14 protein-coding genes are annotated in these 14,943 nt (G+C 74.4%); 6 read left to right on the top strand and 8 right to left on the bottom strand.

The features are described from left to right. Positions 1-23: 23 nt before the first annotated feature. Positions 24-671 (top strand): response regulator, encoded by a 648-nt coding sequence (locus ACZ38L_RS18965; RefSeq protein ID WP_465694310.1) that lies wholly within the window; start codon positions 24-26, stop codon positions 669-671. Positions 672-683: 12 nt separating this feature from the next. Here ACZ38L_RS18965 and ACZ38L_RS18960 read toward each other — a convergent pair whose 3' ends face one another. Then, positions 684-1,529, bottom strand: a complete 846-nt coding sequence (locus ACZ38L_RS18960) for a YhjD/YihY/BrkB family envelope integrity protein (protein WP_465694305.1) — start codon at positions 1,527-1,529, stop codon at positions 684-686. Positions 1,530-1,744: 215 nt separating this feature from the next. On the opposite strand from ACZ38L_RS18960, the gene ACZ38L_RS18955 reads away from it, so the two are divergent. Beyond that, positions 1,745-1,972 (top strand): hypothetical protein, encoded by a 228-nt coding sequence (locus ACZ38L_RS18955; protein ID WP_465694303.1) that lies wholly within the window; start codon positions 1,745-1,747, stop codon positions 1,970-1,972. A 302-nt stretch (positions 1,973-2,274) separates the two neighbouring features. Here the strand turns inward: ACZ38L_RS18955 and ACZ38L_RS18950 are convergent, their stop codons facing one another. The 6 genes from ACZ38L_RS18950 to ACZ38L_RS18925 are packed head-to-tail and all read right to left on the bottom strand — an operon-like array spanning position 2,275 to position 9,249. Next, entirely contained in the window at positions 2,275-3,543 is a 1,269-nt protein-coding gene (locus ACZ38L_RS18950) for a vWA domain-containing protein (protein ID WP_465694298.1), read from the bottom strand. A 7-nt stretch (positions 3,544-3,550) separates the two neighbouring features. Continuing rightward, the gene (locus tag ACZ38L_RS18945) at positions 3,551-4,486 is read right to left on the bottom strand and encodes an AAA family ATPase (RefSeq protein WP_465694294.1); all 936 of its coding nucleotides are present in this window, start codon (positions 4,484-4,486) and stop codon (positions 3,551-3,553) included. Continuing rightward, a complete protein-coding gene (locus ACZ38L_RS18940) occupies positions 4,483-5,484 on the bottom strand; it encodes an XdhC family protein (protein WP_465694289.1) in 1,002 nt (333 codons plus the stop codon). Before ACZ38L_RS18940 ends, ACZ38L_RS18945 begins: the two co-directional genes overlap by 4 nt. After that, positions 5,481-7,865 (bottom strand): aerobic carbon-monoxide dehydrogenase large subunit, encoded by a 2,385-nt coding sequence (locus ACZ38L_RS18935; RefSeq protein ID WP_465694284.1) that lies wholly within the window; start codon positions 7,863-7,865, stop codon positions 5,481-5,483. The genes ACZ38L_RS18940 and ACZ38L_RS18935 overlap by 4 nt, the downstream gene beginning before the upstream one ends. Then, complete coding sequence (locus ACZ38L_RS18930) at positions 7,862-8,359, bottom strand: (2Fe-2S)-binding protein (protein ID WP_465694282.1); 498 nt, start codon at positions 8,357-8,359, stop codon at positions 7,862-7,864. The genes ACZ38L_RS18935 and ACZ38L_RS18930 overlap by 4 nt, the downstream gene beginning before the upstream one ends. A 2-nt stretch (positions 8,360-8,361) precedes the next feature. Beyond that, positions 8,362-9,249, bottom strand: a complete 888-nt coding sequence (locus tag ACZ38L_RS18925; RefSeq protein WP_465694281.1) for an FAD binding domain-containing protein — start codon at positions 9,247-9,249, stop codon at positions 8,362-8,364. A gap of 165 nt (positions 9,250-9,414) precedes the next feature. Here ACZ38L_RS18925 and ACZ38L_RS18920 point away from each other — a divergent pair, with 165 nt between their 5' ends. The 3 genes from ACZ38L_RS18920 (at position 9,415) to ACZ38L_RS18910 (ending at position 12,409) form a co-directional block, all read left to right on the top strand. After that, positions 9,415-10,425 carry a LysR family transcriptional regulator gene (locus tag ACZ38L_RS18920; protein WP_465694280.1) on the top strand — a complete coding sequence of 337 codons (1,011 nt, stop codon included), beginning with the start codon at positions 9,415-9,417 and terminating at the stop codon, positions 10,423-10,425. Between the two features lie 135 nt (positions 10,426-10,560). Next, positions 10,561-11,250, top strand: coding sequence for an SRPBCC family protein (locus ACZ38L_RS18915; RefSeq protein WP_465694279.1), 690 nt, complete (start codon positions 10,561-10,563; stop codon positions 11,248-11,250). Continuing rightward, a complete protein-coding gene (locus ACZ38L_RS18910) occupies positions 11,243-12,409 on the top strand; it encodes an XdhC family protein (protein WP_465694278.1) in 1,167 nt (388 codons plus the stop codon). Before ACZ38L_RS18915 ends, ACZ38L_RS18910 begins: the two co-directional genes overlap by 8 nt. 347 nt (positions 12,410-12,756) lie before the next feature. Here the strand turns inward: ACZ38L_RS18910 and lepB are convergent, their stop codons facing one another. Further along, positions 12,757-13,557 carry a signal peptidase I gene (gene lepB, locus ACZ38L_RS18905; RefSeq protein WP_465694277.1) on the bottom strand — a complete coding sequence of 267 codons (801 nt, stop codon included), beginning with the start codon at positions 13,555-13,557 and terminating at the stop codon, positions 12,757-12,759. A gap of 181 nt (positions 13,558-13,738) precedes the next feature. Here lepB and ACZ38L_RS18900 point away from each other — a divergent pair, with 181 nt between their 5' ends. Beyond that, positions 13,739-14,923 carry a CobW family GTP-binding protein gene (locus tag ACZ38L_RS18900; protein ID WP_465694276.1) on the top strand — a complete coding sequence of 395 codons (1,185 nt, stop codon included), beginning with the start codon at positions 13,739-13,741 and terminating at the stop codon, positions 14,921-14,923. Positions 14,924-14,943 lie beyond the last annotated feature (20 nt).

Below are 14,943 nucleotides of genomic sequence, written 5' to 3'. Positions count from 1 at the left end.
AAGCACAGCCAGGAGGCCGAGCAGTGATCCGAGTCCTCGTCGCCGACGACGAGCCGCTGATCCGCGCCGGGATCCGGCTCATCCTCACCTCGGCCGACGACATCGACGTGGTGGCCGAGGCCGCCAACGGCCGGGAGGCGCTCGACCTGGCCCGGGTGCACGCGGTGGACGTGGTGCTGCTGGACATCCAGATGCCGGTGCTGGACGGCCTGGCGGCGCTCGTCGAGCTGCCGCGGGTGGTCCCCGGCGCGCGGGCGCTGATCCTGACCACCTTCGGCGAGCGGGAGAACGTGCTGCGCGCGGTCACCGCGGGCGGGGCGGGCTTCCTGCTCAAGGACAGCGCGCCCGGCGAGCTGATCCAGGCGGTCCGGGCGGCGGCCGAGGGCCACGCCTTCCTGTCGCCCGCCGCGACCCGGCACGTCGTGGACAGCCTCGCGGCCGGTCCGGCCACCGGCCGCGGCGAGCAGGCCAGGCGGCGGCTGGCCGCGCTCACGGGCCGCGAGCGCGAGGTCCTCGACCTGCTCGGCGAGGGTCTCTCCAACGCCGACGTGGGCGGCCGGCTGCACATGAGCGAGGGCACGGTGAAGACCTACGTGAGCCGGATCCTGGCCAAGCTGGAGTGCGAGAACCGGGTGCAGGCCGCACTGCTGGCCCGCGACGCGGAGTTCTGACCCCGCCGGCGGTCAGAACTCCGCGGGGGGCTCCTCCGGATGGGCCGCCCGACGCCGGTGCTCCGCCGCCGCGTCCACCCCGTGGCCGGCCAGTGCCCCGCCGTAGACGCAGTACCCGACGCCGATCAGCCAGGACTGGACGATCAGGACCGTGCCCACCGGCCCGTAGGTGACGGCGTCGGAGACGATCAGCGGCGCGAACACCAGCTCGGAGAAGAACCGCAGGCCGGCCAGGGCCAGCACGGTGGCCAACGCGCCGGGCAGTATCCGGTGCCACGGGATGCGCGAGCCGAGCAGGAACCGTTGCAGCCACCAGAACAGCAGCACGCCGCCGATCAACGCGGCGAACGCGCGCAGGGCGGGCTGCACGGGGGTGTGCTCCCAGGGCAGGCCGCTCCAGGCGACCACCAGGATGTACCCGATCACCCCGGCCAGCGCGATCGCCTGGCGCCAGACGGTGTGCCAGGGACCGGCCCGCAGCTGCCAGATCCGCTCGTAGGCGTTCTGTACGGCGGCGATCAGCGAGAGACCGAAGACCGCGAGCACCGCCAGGCTGAAGCCGGTGGTGGTGCTGACGATCTCGTGCCGGGAGGCGAACAGCTGGCGCACCGCCCGGGCGGAGTTCTTGGGCAGGCCCAGGCCGTCGGCGATCCAGTCGGCGATGCCGCCGCCGCGGGCGGGCGAGGCGGCGGCGATCACGACCAGCAGGGGGATCAGCGTGACGAAGCAGAGCGCGGCGAACGCCATCGACCGGTGCAGCAGTTCGATTTCCCGGCCCCGGCGCCAGACCGTCTCGCCGGCGGACCGGACATGCTGCCAAGCGGTCTTCGAAAGGGTGGCGAGGCTCACCCTGGTCACCTCCTGCTCCGTCGTGCGGATCCGTTGCCCTGATCGCCGTCCCGGCCCCCGCCCGGCGGGGCCGCTCGCCCGGACACCGCCCCGCCGCTCCTCGGGGCAGCATAGGCACCGGCGGGCCCCGAGGGCGGAACGCCACCGCCAGAGGTTCTCCTGAGGTACGGCCGGGCCGGCCCGTGAGAAGCTGTTCACACCGAACCTATCCACGGGGGTACGTGATGGACGGTCACAGCGGCGGCGGCTTCGGTGGCGGCCACCACGGCGGCGACTACGGCGGCCACCACGGCCATCACGGTGGCCATCACCACCAGGACCAGGCCGGCGACGGCGGCTCCGGCTGGACCCTCGGCTGCGGCGGTCGGGTCGGCGGTGGGTCCCGGCTCGGTCTGCTGCTCCTGGCCCTCTTCGTGGGGTTGTTCCTGACGATCGCCCTGCTGGTCCGGTGATCCCGCACCTGATGCCCTGACTCGCCGCCACTTGGGGCCAGTTGGGCGTCCGCGGGGCTGAGGGCGCGGGGCTGGCGGGCCGGGAGTCGTAACTCTCCTGCCGGTCACGCAGGTTGCTCCAAGGGCGAGCACCGCACGCGAGTGACCGGTCCACCACCCCGGTGCGGTCGGCGAGTTGAGCACGGCCGGGACGAGCTGCCCGCCCCCCGTCGCGCGGCCGGGGAGGTGCGCGCCCGGTCGCCGGCTCGGTGGCCCAAGCCGGGACCCCCGCCCGCCCGGCAGCCGTAGCGACCGGCGACCGGTCAGCGGCGCCTGCCGGCCGACCCGCCGATCGCCTCGAAGACCTCGCTCATCGCCGCCAGGCTGTGCCCGCTCACGAACGCGTCGCAGTGCGGCAGCGCAGCCGCGATCCCGCCGGCGAGCGGGGCGTAACCGGGCGCGGCCTTGCGCGGGTTGACCCAGACCACCCGGTGTGCGAGCCGGCCCAGCCGGGCGGTCTCCCGGCCCACGGCCGCCGGGTCCGCGCCCTCCCAGCCGTCGGAGAAGATCACCACCACCGCCCCCCGGGCCATCCCGCGCCGCCCGTACCGGTTGGTGAACTCCGCCAGCGAGCGGCCGATCAGGGTGCCGCCGGACCAGTCCGGCGCGGTCCGCCCGGCCCGGCGCAGCGCCGCGTCCGGGGCCGTGTGCCGCAACACGGGCGTCAGCCGGGTGAGTCGGGTGGCGAAGACGAAGATCTCTGTGCCCCCCTTCCGCAGCCTTCGGCCGGGGAGGTCGCCACCGCCCGGCCGTGAACAGAGCCGGGCGAAGAACCGCAGGTAGACCCGGGTGTACGGCTCCATCGAGCCGGAGATGTCGCACAGCAGCACCAGCGGCCGGCACCGCAGCCGGCCGTGCGAGCGGGCCAGCCGGACGGTCTCCCCGCCGGTGCGCAGGCTGCGCCGCAGGCTCCGGCGCAGGTCGATGCGACGGCCCCCGGGGTCGGCCTCGCGGCGGCGGGTGCGGCGCAGCGGAACGCTGATCACCAGGGTGTCGAGCAGCCGGTCCAGCTCGGCCAGCTCGCCGGGCCCGAAGCTGCCGAAGTCCCGGTGGGCGAGGACCTCGGCGCTGCTGCCGGCCAGCCGCCGGGTGCCGGTGCCGCTCGGTCGCTCGCCCGGCTCGTCCACGGTCTCCGGCCGCGCGCCGCCGCTCGGCCGCGGCGGGGTGGACGACCGCGAGGACGACCGCGAGGACGACGGGGAGGTGGCCGGGGGCGCGCCCGGGCTCGGTGCCAGGCCGGGCAGCGGTGGGTTGTCGGGGGAGCCCCGGCGGTCGGCCGGGTCGGCCGCGCCGCCGAAGACCAGGCCGAAGACCCGGTCGAACGGCTCGATCTGCTCCCGGCCGGTGACGAAGGCCAGCCGGGCGGCCCAGTACAGCGTCGCCAGATCCACCGGTGGCAGCAGCCGCAGCGCGTCGAGGAAACGCGCCGAGCGTTCGGGGGTGACCGGCACGCCCGCCCGGTGCAGCGCAGCGCCGAACCGGGCGGCGAACGCGGGCCGGTCGAAGGACGGCGGCGGGGACGGCTCGGACATCGGCGGTTCAGTCCTCGGGCTTCCCGACCAGCCAGGCCAGGCCGCGGTCCCGGACCAGGTCGTGGTCCTCCCGGTACTTCACCAGGACGCCGAGGGTCTGGTCCGCGGCCTCGGGGTCCAGTCGCTCCACCCCGAGCAGGGTGAGCGCCGACACCCAGTCGATGCTCTCGGCGATCCCGGGCGGCTTCTGGACCTCCAGCGTCCGCAGCCGCCGCACGGCGGCCGCCACCTCGGCCGCCAGCGAGGGCGCCGTGCCGGGGACCCGGCGGCGCACGATCTCCACCACCCGCTCGGTGTCGGGGTAGTCGATCCAGTGGTAGAGGCAGCGACGCTTGAGCGCGTCGTGCAGGTCCCGGGTCCGGTTGGAGGTGAGCACGACCACCGGCGCCACGGCGGCGCGGACCGTCCCCAGCTCGGGGATGGTGACGCTGGCCTCCGCCAGCACCTCCAGCAGGAAGGCCTCGAAGTCGTCGTCGGCCCGGTCGATCTCGTCGATCAGCAGCACCGCGGGGGCCGGCCCCGGATGGGTCAGCGCGGCCAGCACCGGGCGACGCAGCAGGAAGTCGTCGGAGAAGAGGTCGGCCTCGGCCAGCGTCACCCCACGGCTCTCGGCGAGCCGGATGCTGAGCAGCTGGCGGGGGTAGTTCCACTCGTACAGCGCTTCCGCCGCGTCCAGCCCGTCGTAGCACTGCAGCCGGATCAGCGGGCTGCCGAGCACGGTGGCCAGGGCCCGGGCCGCCTCGGTCTTGCCGACGCCCGGTTCTCCCTCCAGCAGCAGCGGTTGGGGCAGCCGCAGCGCGAGGTAGAGCGCGGTGGTCAGGCCGGTGTCGGTGAGGTAGCCGGTGGTGTCCAGGGCCGCGTGCAGGGTCCGCGGATCCGGCGCGGCCCGGACGACGGCCGCACGGGCGGCCTCCGCCGCTTCGACCCGGACGTCCTCGGTCACGACGCTCCCTCGGCCTTCGGCCGGGGGTACCCTCCCCCAGCCTTCGGCCGGGGGTACCCCCAAGGCGACGCCGGCGCGACGCGGGGCGCCGCCGCCTCGAAGCGGTCGCGGCAGCCGGTGGAGCAGAACCAGTGCCGGTGGCCGCCGGCGTCGGAGGACGGGGTGTCCGGCACGATCGCCACGGCCATCCCGCACACGGGGTCGAGGGCCGTGGCCGGCTCGACGGATCCGACCGGTCGCGCGGCGACCCCGCCGTGCACCGCGACGGCGTGCCGCGAGGCCACCAGTTCGGCCAGGATCGACACCGCGATCTCCCCGGGCGTCCGGGCGCCGATCCACAGGCCGGCCGGCGTGTGGACGCGGGCCCGCTCCTCGTCCGTGAGGCGCAGGCCGGCCAGCACCGCGGCGCCGCGGCGCCGGCTGGCCACCAGCGCCACGTACGGCACCTTGGCCCGCGTGGCGACGGTCAGCACCGGCTCCTCGTGCCGCCCGTGCGAGGCGACCACGACCGCCGCGACCTCGGCCAGCCCCTCCGGCGCGACCTCCTCGGGGGCGACGGCGCGGACGTCGTAGCCGAGCCCGCCGCCCAGCGCGACCAATGCCCGGCCGATGGGCGTGTCACCGAGCACCAGGACCACCGGCGCGGGCCGCCGCGGCTCCAGGAAGATCTCCAACTCCCCACCGGACAGGCAGGGGTTGGCCACCAGCAGGGTCCCGTCCCCGCCCCCCGACGCCCGCGCTTCCGGCGCGTCGGGAGAGATCCGCAGCAGCAGCGACTCCCCGCTGCGCAGCACCCGCAGCGCCTGCAGCCGGACCGTCGACTCGGCGCAGACCCCGCCGACGAAGCCCTCGATCCGGCCGTCCTCCAGCACCAGCGCGAGATCCCCGGGGTGCGCGCTGGTCGGATGCAGCGCGCGCACCACGGTGGCCTTGACGAAGGGCACCTGAGCCGCGCTCAGGTCGGCCATCCGCTGCTCCAGCGCGGTGTGCTCGCTCACTGCGGTGCCTCCACACCTCCGTGCATCGCCTGCCAGACCCGTCCGGGGGTGAGCGGCATGTCGGCGTGCCGGACCCCGATGGCATCCAGCACCGCGTTGACCACCGCGGCGGGCGAGCCGACCGTCGCGGACTCGCCGATGCCCTTGGCGCCGATCGGGTGGTGCGGCGAGGGCGTGACGGTGTGGTCCAGCTCCCAGGCGGGCACCTCCAGCGCGGTGGGCAGCAGGTAGTCCATGAAGGATCCGGAGAGGCAGTTGCCGTCCTCGTCGAAGCTGATGATCTCCATCAGCGCCATGCCGACCCCGTCGGCGAGGCCGCCGTGCACCTGCCCCTCGATGATCATCGGATTGATCCGGGTGCCGCAGTCGTCGACCGCGATGAACCGGCGCACCTTGACCTCGCCGGTGCCCGGGTCGACGTCGACCACGCAGACGTACGCCCCGTACGGGTAGGTGAGGTTGGGCGGGTTGTAGACCGTGGTGGCCTCCAGGTGGCCCTCCACGCCCTCGGGCAGCTGCAGCGAGCCGTGCGCGGCGAGCGCGATCTCCTGGATGGTCCTCGCCGCGGTGGGGTCGCCCCTGACGAACCAGCGGCCCTTCTCCCACTCCAGGTCGTCCGGGGCCACCTCCAGCATGGCACCCGCGATCAGCCGCGCCTTGTCCCGGACCTTGCGGGCCACCACCGCCGCCGCGGCGCCGGAGACCGGCGTCGAGCGGCTGCCGTAGGTTCCGAGCCCGAACGGCGTCTGGTCGGTGTCGCCGTGCACCACCTCGATGTCCTCCGGCGGGATGCCCAGCTCCTCGGCGACGATCTGGGCGAAGGTCGTCTCGTGGCCCTGCCCCTGGGTCTGCACGCTCAGCCGCACCACCGCCTTGCCGGTCGGATGGACCCGCAGTTCGCAGCCGTCGGCCATGCCCAGGCCGAGGATGTCCATCTGCTCGCGCGGCCCGGCACCGACCGTCTCGGTGAAGAACGACAGCCCGACGCCCATGAGTTCGCCGCGGGCCCGCCGCTCGGCCTGCTCGCGCCGCAGCGCCTCGTACCCGGCCAGGTCCAGCGCCTTGCGCAGGCAGGTCGGGTAGTCGCCGGAGTCGTACTCCCAGCCGGTCTTGTTCAGGTACGGGAACTGCTCCGGGCGAAGCAGGTTCCTCATCCTCAACTCGGCTGGGTCCATGGCCAGTTCGTCGGCCAGGCAGTCCACCATCCGCTCGATCAGGTAGACCGCCTCGGTGACCCGGAACGAGCAGGCGTACGCGACCCCGCCGGGCGCCTTGTTGGTGTAGACGCCGGTGACCCCGCAGTGCGCGGCCTCGATGTCGTAGGAGCCGGTGAAGATGTGGAAGAAGCCGGCCGGGTACCTGGTGGGCTGGGCGGTCCCGTTGAACGCGCCGTGGTCGGCCAGCACCTTGACCCGGACGGCGAGGATCCGGCCGTCCGCGGTCGCGGCGATCTCGCCGTGCATGTGGTAGTCGCGGGCGAAGGAGGTGCTCATCAGGTTCTCGGAGCGGTCCTCCACCCACTTCACCGGCTTCCCGGTGAGGATCGAGCCCACCACCGCGCAGACGTAGCCCGGGTAGATGCCGACCTTGTTGCCGAAGCCGCCGCCGATGTCCGGCGAGATCACCCGGATCTTGTGCTCCGGCAACCCCGCGACCATCGCGTACAGGGTGCGGTGGGCGTGCGGCGCCTGGGTGGTGGACCAGAGCGTGAGCTTGCCGTCGACCGGGTCCAGGTCCGCGACGCAGCCGCAGGTCTCCAGCGGCGCGGGGTGCACCCGCGGGTAGAGCATGTCCTGCGCGACCACCACTTCGGCCCGGGAGAAGGCCGCGTTGGTGGCCTCCTCGTCGCCCGCCTCCCAGTCGAAGATGTGGTTGTCGGTGCGGCCCTCCTGGTCGTCCCGGATCACCGGGGCGTCGGTGTCCAGCGCGTGCCGGGCGTTGATCACCGGCGGCAGGGGCTCGTACTCGACGTCGATCAGCTCGATCGCGTCGCGCGCCGCGTAGTGGTCGTCGGCCACCACGAAGGCCACCTCCTGGCCCTGGAAGCGCACCTTGTCGGTGGCCAGCACGGCCTGGGTGTCCATCGACAGGGTCGGCATCCAGGCCAGGCCGAGCCCCTCCAGGGTCGCGCCGGTGATCACCGCGCGGACCTTCGGGTGCGACTCGGCGGCCGAGGTGTCGATCGAGACGATCCGGGCGTGCGCGAGCGGGCTGCGCAGCACGGCGCCGTGCAGCATCCCGGGCAGCCGCACGTCGTCGACGTAGTGGCCCTTGCCGCGGACGAACCGCGGATCCTCCTTGCGCTTCAACCGCCCGTAGCCGATGGGGCGTTCGGCCTCGGCCCGGTCAACGTCCGGCGCGGTCCGCCGAACGGTGCTCACGGTGTGCTCCCCGCGGCCTGGGTGGTGCCGGCCGGCTTCGGGTGGCGGGCGGCCCACTGGACGGCCCGGACAATGTTCAAGTAGCCGGTGCATCGGCAGAGTTGACCGGAGATCGCCTCGCGGATCCGCTGCTCCGACGGGTCGGGATCGCGGTCCAGTAGCGCGCGGGCGGTCAGCAGCATGCCCGGTGTGCAGAAGCCGCACTGCAGCCCGTGCTGCTCGATGAACCCCTGCTGGACCGGGTCGAGGCCGTCGGCCGTCTCCAGGCTCTCCACGGTGCGTACCTGGTGGCCGTCCGCCATGGCGGCCAGCACGGTGCAGCTCTTGACCGGCTCGTCGTCGAAGAGCACCACGCAGGTGCCGCAGTTGCTGGTGTCGCAACCCCAGTGGGTGCCGGTCAGGCCGAGGTCGTCACGGAGGAAGCGCACCAGCAGGTGCCGGGCCTCCACCTCGGCGGTCCGGTCCTCGCCGTTGACGTTGATGGTGACCTGCATCGTCAGCCGTCCTCTCCAACTGCCGCGGCGGCCCGCTCGGCGGCCCTGGTCAGCGCCCGCAGGGTGAGCTCGCCGGCCAGGTGCCGCTTGTACGCCTCGGTGCCCCGGGTGTCGGTGAGCGGATCGCAGTCCTCGGCGGCGATCCGGCCGGCCTCGGCGAAGGCCGGCTCGGACGGCTCCCGGCCGAGTAGCGCCTGCTCGGCCCGTCGGTAGCCGACCATCGACGTGCTGACCGCGGCGAGCCCGATGCCCGCCCAGCCGATCCGGCCGCCGTCGTCCAGTGCGAGCGCGGCGCCCGCCGCCGCCACGGCCCAGTCCCCGGCCTTGCGCTCGACCTTGCGGTAGGCGCTGCCGGCGTTCGCCCGGATCGGCACCCGGACCTCCACCAGCATCTCGCCGGCCCCCACCACGGTCTCGTACGGGCCGCGGTAGAACTCGTCCATCGGCACCGCGCGCCGCCCGCCCCGGCCGAGCACCACGGCGAGCGCGCGCACCGCGGCGCAGACCGCGGCGAGGTCCTCCGCCGGGTCGGCCTGGCAGAGCGAGCCGCCGATGGTGCCGCGGTTGCGGACCGGAGGGTCGGCGATCACCCGTTCGGCGTCGTGGAAGATCGGGAAGTGCCGGCCGACCAGCTCGGACTCCAGCAGGTCGCGGTGCCGGGTCAGCGCGCCGATCCGCAGCTCGCCGCCCTCCAGCCGCAGGTAGTCCAGCTCGTGCAGGTCGTTGATGTCGATCAACAACTCGGGCCGGGCCAGCCGCAGCTTCATCATCGGCAGCAGGCTGTGTCCGCCGGCGATGACCCGGGCCTCCTCCCCGAACCGCTCCAGCAGCGCGAGCGCGTCCTCCACGCTCTCGGCGCGCCGGTACTCGAATGACGCGGGAACCTGCACGGCGGCCTCCTGAAGGATCGCGGCCCGCTGTCGGTGCCGGGCGGTACCGAGGCACGAGCGCACTGTCGCCCCGGTGGTCGCCCGGGTCAACGGCGACTGAAGGGAATGGTTAAGAGCCGCCCGCCGCTGATCGGAGTGGACCCGTGACCGCAGGAGGCGGTGGCGATGACCCTCACGCAACTCAAGGCCTTCGTGGCGGTGGCGCGACTCGGCTCGGTCAAGGCGGCGGCGCTGTCGCTGCGGGTCAGTGAGCCCGCGGTCTCCGGCGCGATCGGTGCGCTCCGCCGGGAGCTGGGCGACCCGCTCTTCGTCCGGGCCAGGGGAGGGATCGCCCTGACGCCGGGCGGGCGGCGGCTGGCGGCGGGCGCGGCGGAGATCGTCGAGCTGGCCGAGGAGACCCGCCGGCGGGTCCGCGAGGCCGGGGCGGAGACCTCCTACCTGCGGGTGGCCGCCACCGAGCCGAGCGCCGAGCAGATCGTCCCACCGCTGCTGGAGGCCTTCGTCCGCCGGCAGCCGGACGTGGACACCACCACGCTCGCGGTGCCCTCGGCCGTCCTCACCGAGCTGCTGCTGGACCGGCGGGCCGACGTCGCGATCGGTCCCGCGAGCGCCGAACCGAACGGCGGCCCGGGGGCGAACGGCGGCTCGGAGGCGGTCGAGCACATCCCGTTCCTGCGCGTCCAGCTGGTGGTGGTGGCCTCGCCGCAGCACGCCGGCCCCGGGCTGGACCGGCTGGCCGGTGGCCGGCTGCACCTGCCGGTCGGCCGGCTGTCCCGGGAACGCTGGCTGCTCGGCCCGGGCGAACTCGACCCCGGCACGCCCGGCGGTGCCTTCCTGACCCGGCACGGCGTCGGCGCCGCCGCCGCGTCGATCTTCCCCAGCGCCACCGCGGCGCTGAACGCCGCCGCGGCCGGGGACGGGCTCTCCATCGCGCCGCTCTACCTGGTCCGCGACCAGCTGCGGCACGGTACGCTCACCGTGCTGGACATCCCCGGCACCCCGGTCAACGGCGTGCTGCGGGCCAGCGCGCTGCGTGGCGAGCGACGCTCGCCGACCGCGTCCGCGCTCTGCCGGTTCGTGACCACGCCGGCCGCCGTGCAGGGTCTGCTGACCGGGACGGCCGGCGTGCCGGTCGGCCACTTCCGGCCTACCGTGCACGTGAGCCTGTGGAGCTGACCGGCCCGCCATCTGCCGGTCGGTCTTAAGCGATCGGTGAAGTTCCCGTTGACGATCAACGACGGTGCGCCGATGGTGGGCTCAGCTGCGATCCGGGGCGCTGATCCGCGTTCCGGGGCGAGGAGGCTCGTCCGGATGGACTTCACCCACGAGTTCCGCGTGAGCCTGCCGGTGGAACCGGCCTGGGAGCTCTTCACCGATCTCGAACGGCTGGCGCCCTGCATGCCGGGGGCGGAGCTGACCGAGGTCGAGGGGGAGCGCTTCCACGGGACCGTCAAGGTCAGGGTCGGGCCGGTCACGGTCCAGTACAAGGGCGTCGCCTCCTTCGAGGAGCGCGACGAGGCGGCGCGCACGGTGCGGGTCAAGGCCGCCGGTCGGGAGACCCGCGGCCAGGGCAACGCCGACGCGCACATCACCGCGCGGCTCGCGCCGGACGGCGACGGCACCCGGGTGACGGTGGGGACCCGGCTCAGCGTCACCGGGAAGGCGGCCCAGTTCGGCAAGGGGGTCGTCGAGGACGTCAGCGGGAAGCTGCTGGGCCAGTTCGTCGACTGCCTGGAGCAGCGGCTGGCCGCGGAACGCGGGCCGGTGGCCCGGAGGGCCGAGGAAGCGCCCGGGACCGAGAGCGGGGTACCGGCGGCGGTGGTGCCGCCGGCCGTCCCGGCCGACCAGGAGCCGCTGGACCTGCTCGGCGCCGCCCGTGGCGCGCTGCTCCGCCGGCTCGTTCCGGTGGCCGCCGGCGCGCTCCTGGCGCTCGGCCTCGCGTGCTGGCTGCGCCGCCGGGGGCGCCCCGGCTGCGGCGCCCGCGGGGGACGTCGTGCGTGACGTGCTGGCGGAGGTGTATCCGTGGTACCGGGCGGGCGAGAGCTTCGGACTCGCCACCGTGGTCCGCACCTTCCGCAGCGCGCCGCGCCCGCCCGGGGCGGCGATGGCGGTGTCGGAGTCCGGCGTCGTGGTCGGCAGCGTGTCGGGCGGCTGCGTCGAGGGGGACGTGTACGAGGAGGCGCGGGCGGCCCGGAGCACCGGCCGCCCGGTGCTGCGCAGGTACGGAGTGAGCGACGAGGCCGCTTTCGAGGTCGGGCTGACCTGCGGCGGTGTCCTGGAGGTCTTCGTCGAGCCGGTCTCCCGCCGGACCTTCCCCGAACTCCCGGACGTGATGGCCTCGTTGGCGGCGGACGAGCCGGTCGCGGTGGCCACCGCGGTGGCCGGCCCGGCGTCCGGCCCGGGCACGCCCGGCCGCCGGCTGGTGGTCTGGCCGGACCGCGTCGCCGGCACCCTGGGGTCGGCCGCCCTGGACAGCGCGGTCACCGTCGACGTGCGCGGCCTGCTCGACCACGGCACCACCACAACGCGCCGCTACGGCACGGCCGGTGAGCGCCGGGGTGAGGAAGTCACGGTGTTCGTCGGGTCGTTCGTTCCGCCGCCGAGGATGCTGGTCTTCGGCGCGATCGACTTCGCGGCGTCCGTCGCCGAGTTGGGGGCGTTCCTCGGCTACCGGGTCACGGTCTGCGACGCCCGCCCGGTGTTCGCCACCGCCGCGCGCTTCCCGCATGCCGACGAGGTCGTGGTGCGCTGGCCGCACGACTACCTGGCCGAGGAGGCGGCGGCGGGCCGGCTCGACGATCGCACGGTGGTGACCGTGCTGACCCACGACCCCAAGTTCGACGTGCCGTTGCTGACCACCGCGCTGCGGCTGCCGCAGCTCGCCTACGTCGGCGCGCTCGGCTCCCGCCGCACCCATCGCGACCGGCTCGCCCGGCTGCGCGAAGCCGGCCTGGGCGAGGAGGAGTTGGCGCGGCTCGCCGCCCCCGCCGGCCTCGACCTCGGTGCCCGCACCCCGGCGGAGACCGCGGTCTCCATCGCCGCCGAGATCATCGCCGCCCGCTGGGGCGGCACCGGCCACCGGCTGACTCGGACCGAGGGCCCGATCCACACGCCCACCGCCCCCGGTGAACGCCCTCCGATCCGCATCGCCACCGGGTAGCCGTCCCCCGGCGGTGGATCGGTCCGGCTCGCGCCGCCCGTGCCACCGGTTTCGAGGCCCGGGTGGGTCCGGCCGAGCGGTTGGAGCTGACCGAGCGTCCGGAGGACGAGGTGACCATGCGGGTGTGCGCCGCGGCCGGCCGGACCCTGAGGGCCTGGGCCGCCACCGCGACCGACGGCACGGCCGGGGAGATCGCCCGCGCCGTCGTCGACGCGATCCTCGACTTCACGATCGGCGGCGAGGACCACGTGCCGCCGCTGCTCGCCGCGCTGCGCGCCAACGCGCTCGCCGCCGGTGCACCAGGGTGGGCGGGACGGCGCCGACCAGGCCGGCCGCCGTGGGGCCGGTCAGCATTCCCCCGGCGGCGGGGGCGTCGCGGGGCTGGTCGGCACCGCTCCGGTGGCCCGGGCGCCGATCCCGGGCTGAGCGAAGGTGGCGGGCAGCGGGAGCGTCTTCCAGTGCGTGACCGGCCAGGCGACCACGATCGCCCGTCCGATCACCTTGCTGTCCGGCACCGCGCCGCCGCCCGGCTCGTCCATGTGGTAGCGGGAGTCGCACGAGTCGTTGCGGTGGTCGCCCATCACCCAGATCGAGTTGGCGGGCACCGTGAGCGGCCCGAAGTTCCGGTCGCCGCACGGCGTCGCGCCGGGGTAGAGGTAGGGCTCGTTCAACGGCTTGCCGTTGACGTACACCGGCCCGGTGCCATGACAGCTGATGGTGTCGCCGCCGACCGCGATGACCCGCTTGATCAGGTCCTTCTCGTTGGGTGACGGCATCAGGCCGATCCAGCCGAGCGCGTCCTGCAGGCCGCGCACCAGGCTGTCGCCGCTCGGCTGTTCGCCGGGCTCCCCGCTGAGCCAGTCGCTCGGGTCGTGGAAGACGACGACCTCGCCGCGCGAGGGCTCGGCGCCGAAGGTCGGGGTCAGCTTGTCGACCAGCACCCGGTCGCCGATCCGCAGGGTGTTCATCATCGACCCGGAGGGGATGACGAAGGCCTGCACCAGGAAGGTCTTGATCACCAGCGCCAGGACCAGGGCGATCGCGACGAGGATCGGCAGCTCCTGCCAGAACGGGCGCCGCCGCCCGCGCTCACCTCGCTCCTTGGGTCCGTCCAGTCCCGGGCGGCCGCCGCCCAGCACGTCCCCCACGCCCGAATCCCCCACCGTTCCTCCTGGTTCACGGCCGACGGCGCGCGTCCACGCACCCGTGTCGCGGCCATCATCGCGTCGGCGGGCTGTGGTCCGCGTAAGGGGCAAGTCATCGCTAATGAAAGTCGTTTTCATTTAGTGTAGGGTGGCCCCGGTCGACGAGAGAGCCGAGGAGGGGTCCGTGTTCGAGCAGATCAGGCTGCCGGTGGTGCTGGTGTCCGGCTTGCATCAGGTCGAACGTCGGCGGGTGGTGGGGGAGTTGCTGGCCGGTTGCATCGACGCCGTGGTGCTCCACCACGAGCTGTGGGACGCCGCCGGCGGCCTGGTCACCCGTCGGGTCCACGACGCCGAGGGGGAGTTCGCGCCCACCGTGCTGCACTCGGCCACCGGCTGTGCCGGGTGCACCGTGCGCGAGGACCTGCTGCCCGAGCTGCTGGCGATCGCCGACGCCGGTCAGTACGGGCTAGTCGTGGTCGAGTTGTGGGGCGGCGGCGATCCGCACCCGCTGGTCGAGTTGATCGCCGGGGGCGTGGTCGGCGGGCGCCGGGTGGCCGAGTCGATCGAGCTGGCCGGGGTGGTCACCGCGGTCGACCCGCTCCGGGTGATCGGTGAACTCTCGGTGCCGGAGACCTTGGTGGCGTGTCATCCGGGTGGCTGCGTCCGGGACACCCGGACCCGGGCCGAGGCGTTGGCTCACCAGATCGAGTACGCCACCGTCTTGGCCGTGCCGCGCGCGCCGCTGGGTCGCCCCACCGGTGACGACTCGGAGTTCCGGGCCGGGATCGCCATGCTCCGCCAACTCCACTCCACCGCACGGCTGGTGACCATCGGCGGCGGTGCGCTGATCCGGGCCGCGCTGGCCGGCTTCGACCTCGGCGCGGCCCGCCATCGGGTCAACCCGGCACTGGCCGCGTTGCCGAAGGAGCGCCACGAGGCGGGCGTCAGCACCCTGGTCTGGCAGCGGCGGCGCCCGCTGCATCCGCAACGGCTGCACCGCGCACTGGAGGTGCTGGTCCCGGCGGCGCAGCGCAGCCGTGGCCGGTTCTGGCTGGCCAACCGTCCCGAGCTGCTGCTGGCCTGGGATGCCGCCGGTGCGAGCCTGGCCGTGGAGGAGTGCGGCCCGTGGCCCGCCGTGCTGCCCGACGCCGCCTGGGAGCACTGGTCCGCCGGTGCCGTCCCGGATCCGTGCCCGCCGCGCGGCGACCGTAACCAGCGGCTCAGCTTCACCGCGCGGGGCCTGGACGTCGCCGGGATCGTCGCGCTGCTCGACTCCTGCCTGCTGACCGACGCCGAGCTCGTGGTCGGTGAGCCCGGCTGGCGGGCGCTGCCGGACGCCTTCGCCGCCGTCCTCACCCCGGTCGGCTGACCACCCCCTTCTGGACGTTC

It is taken from the genome of Kitasatospora sp. NPDC024654 (assembly GCF_055559155.1).
This window is presented reverse-complemented; position numbering and strand designations above follow the sequence as displayed.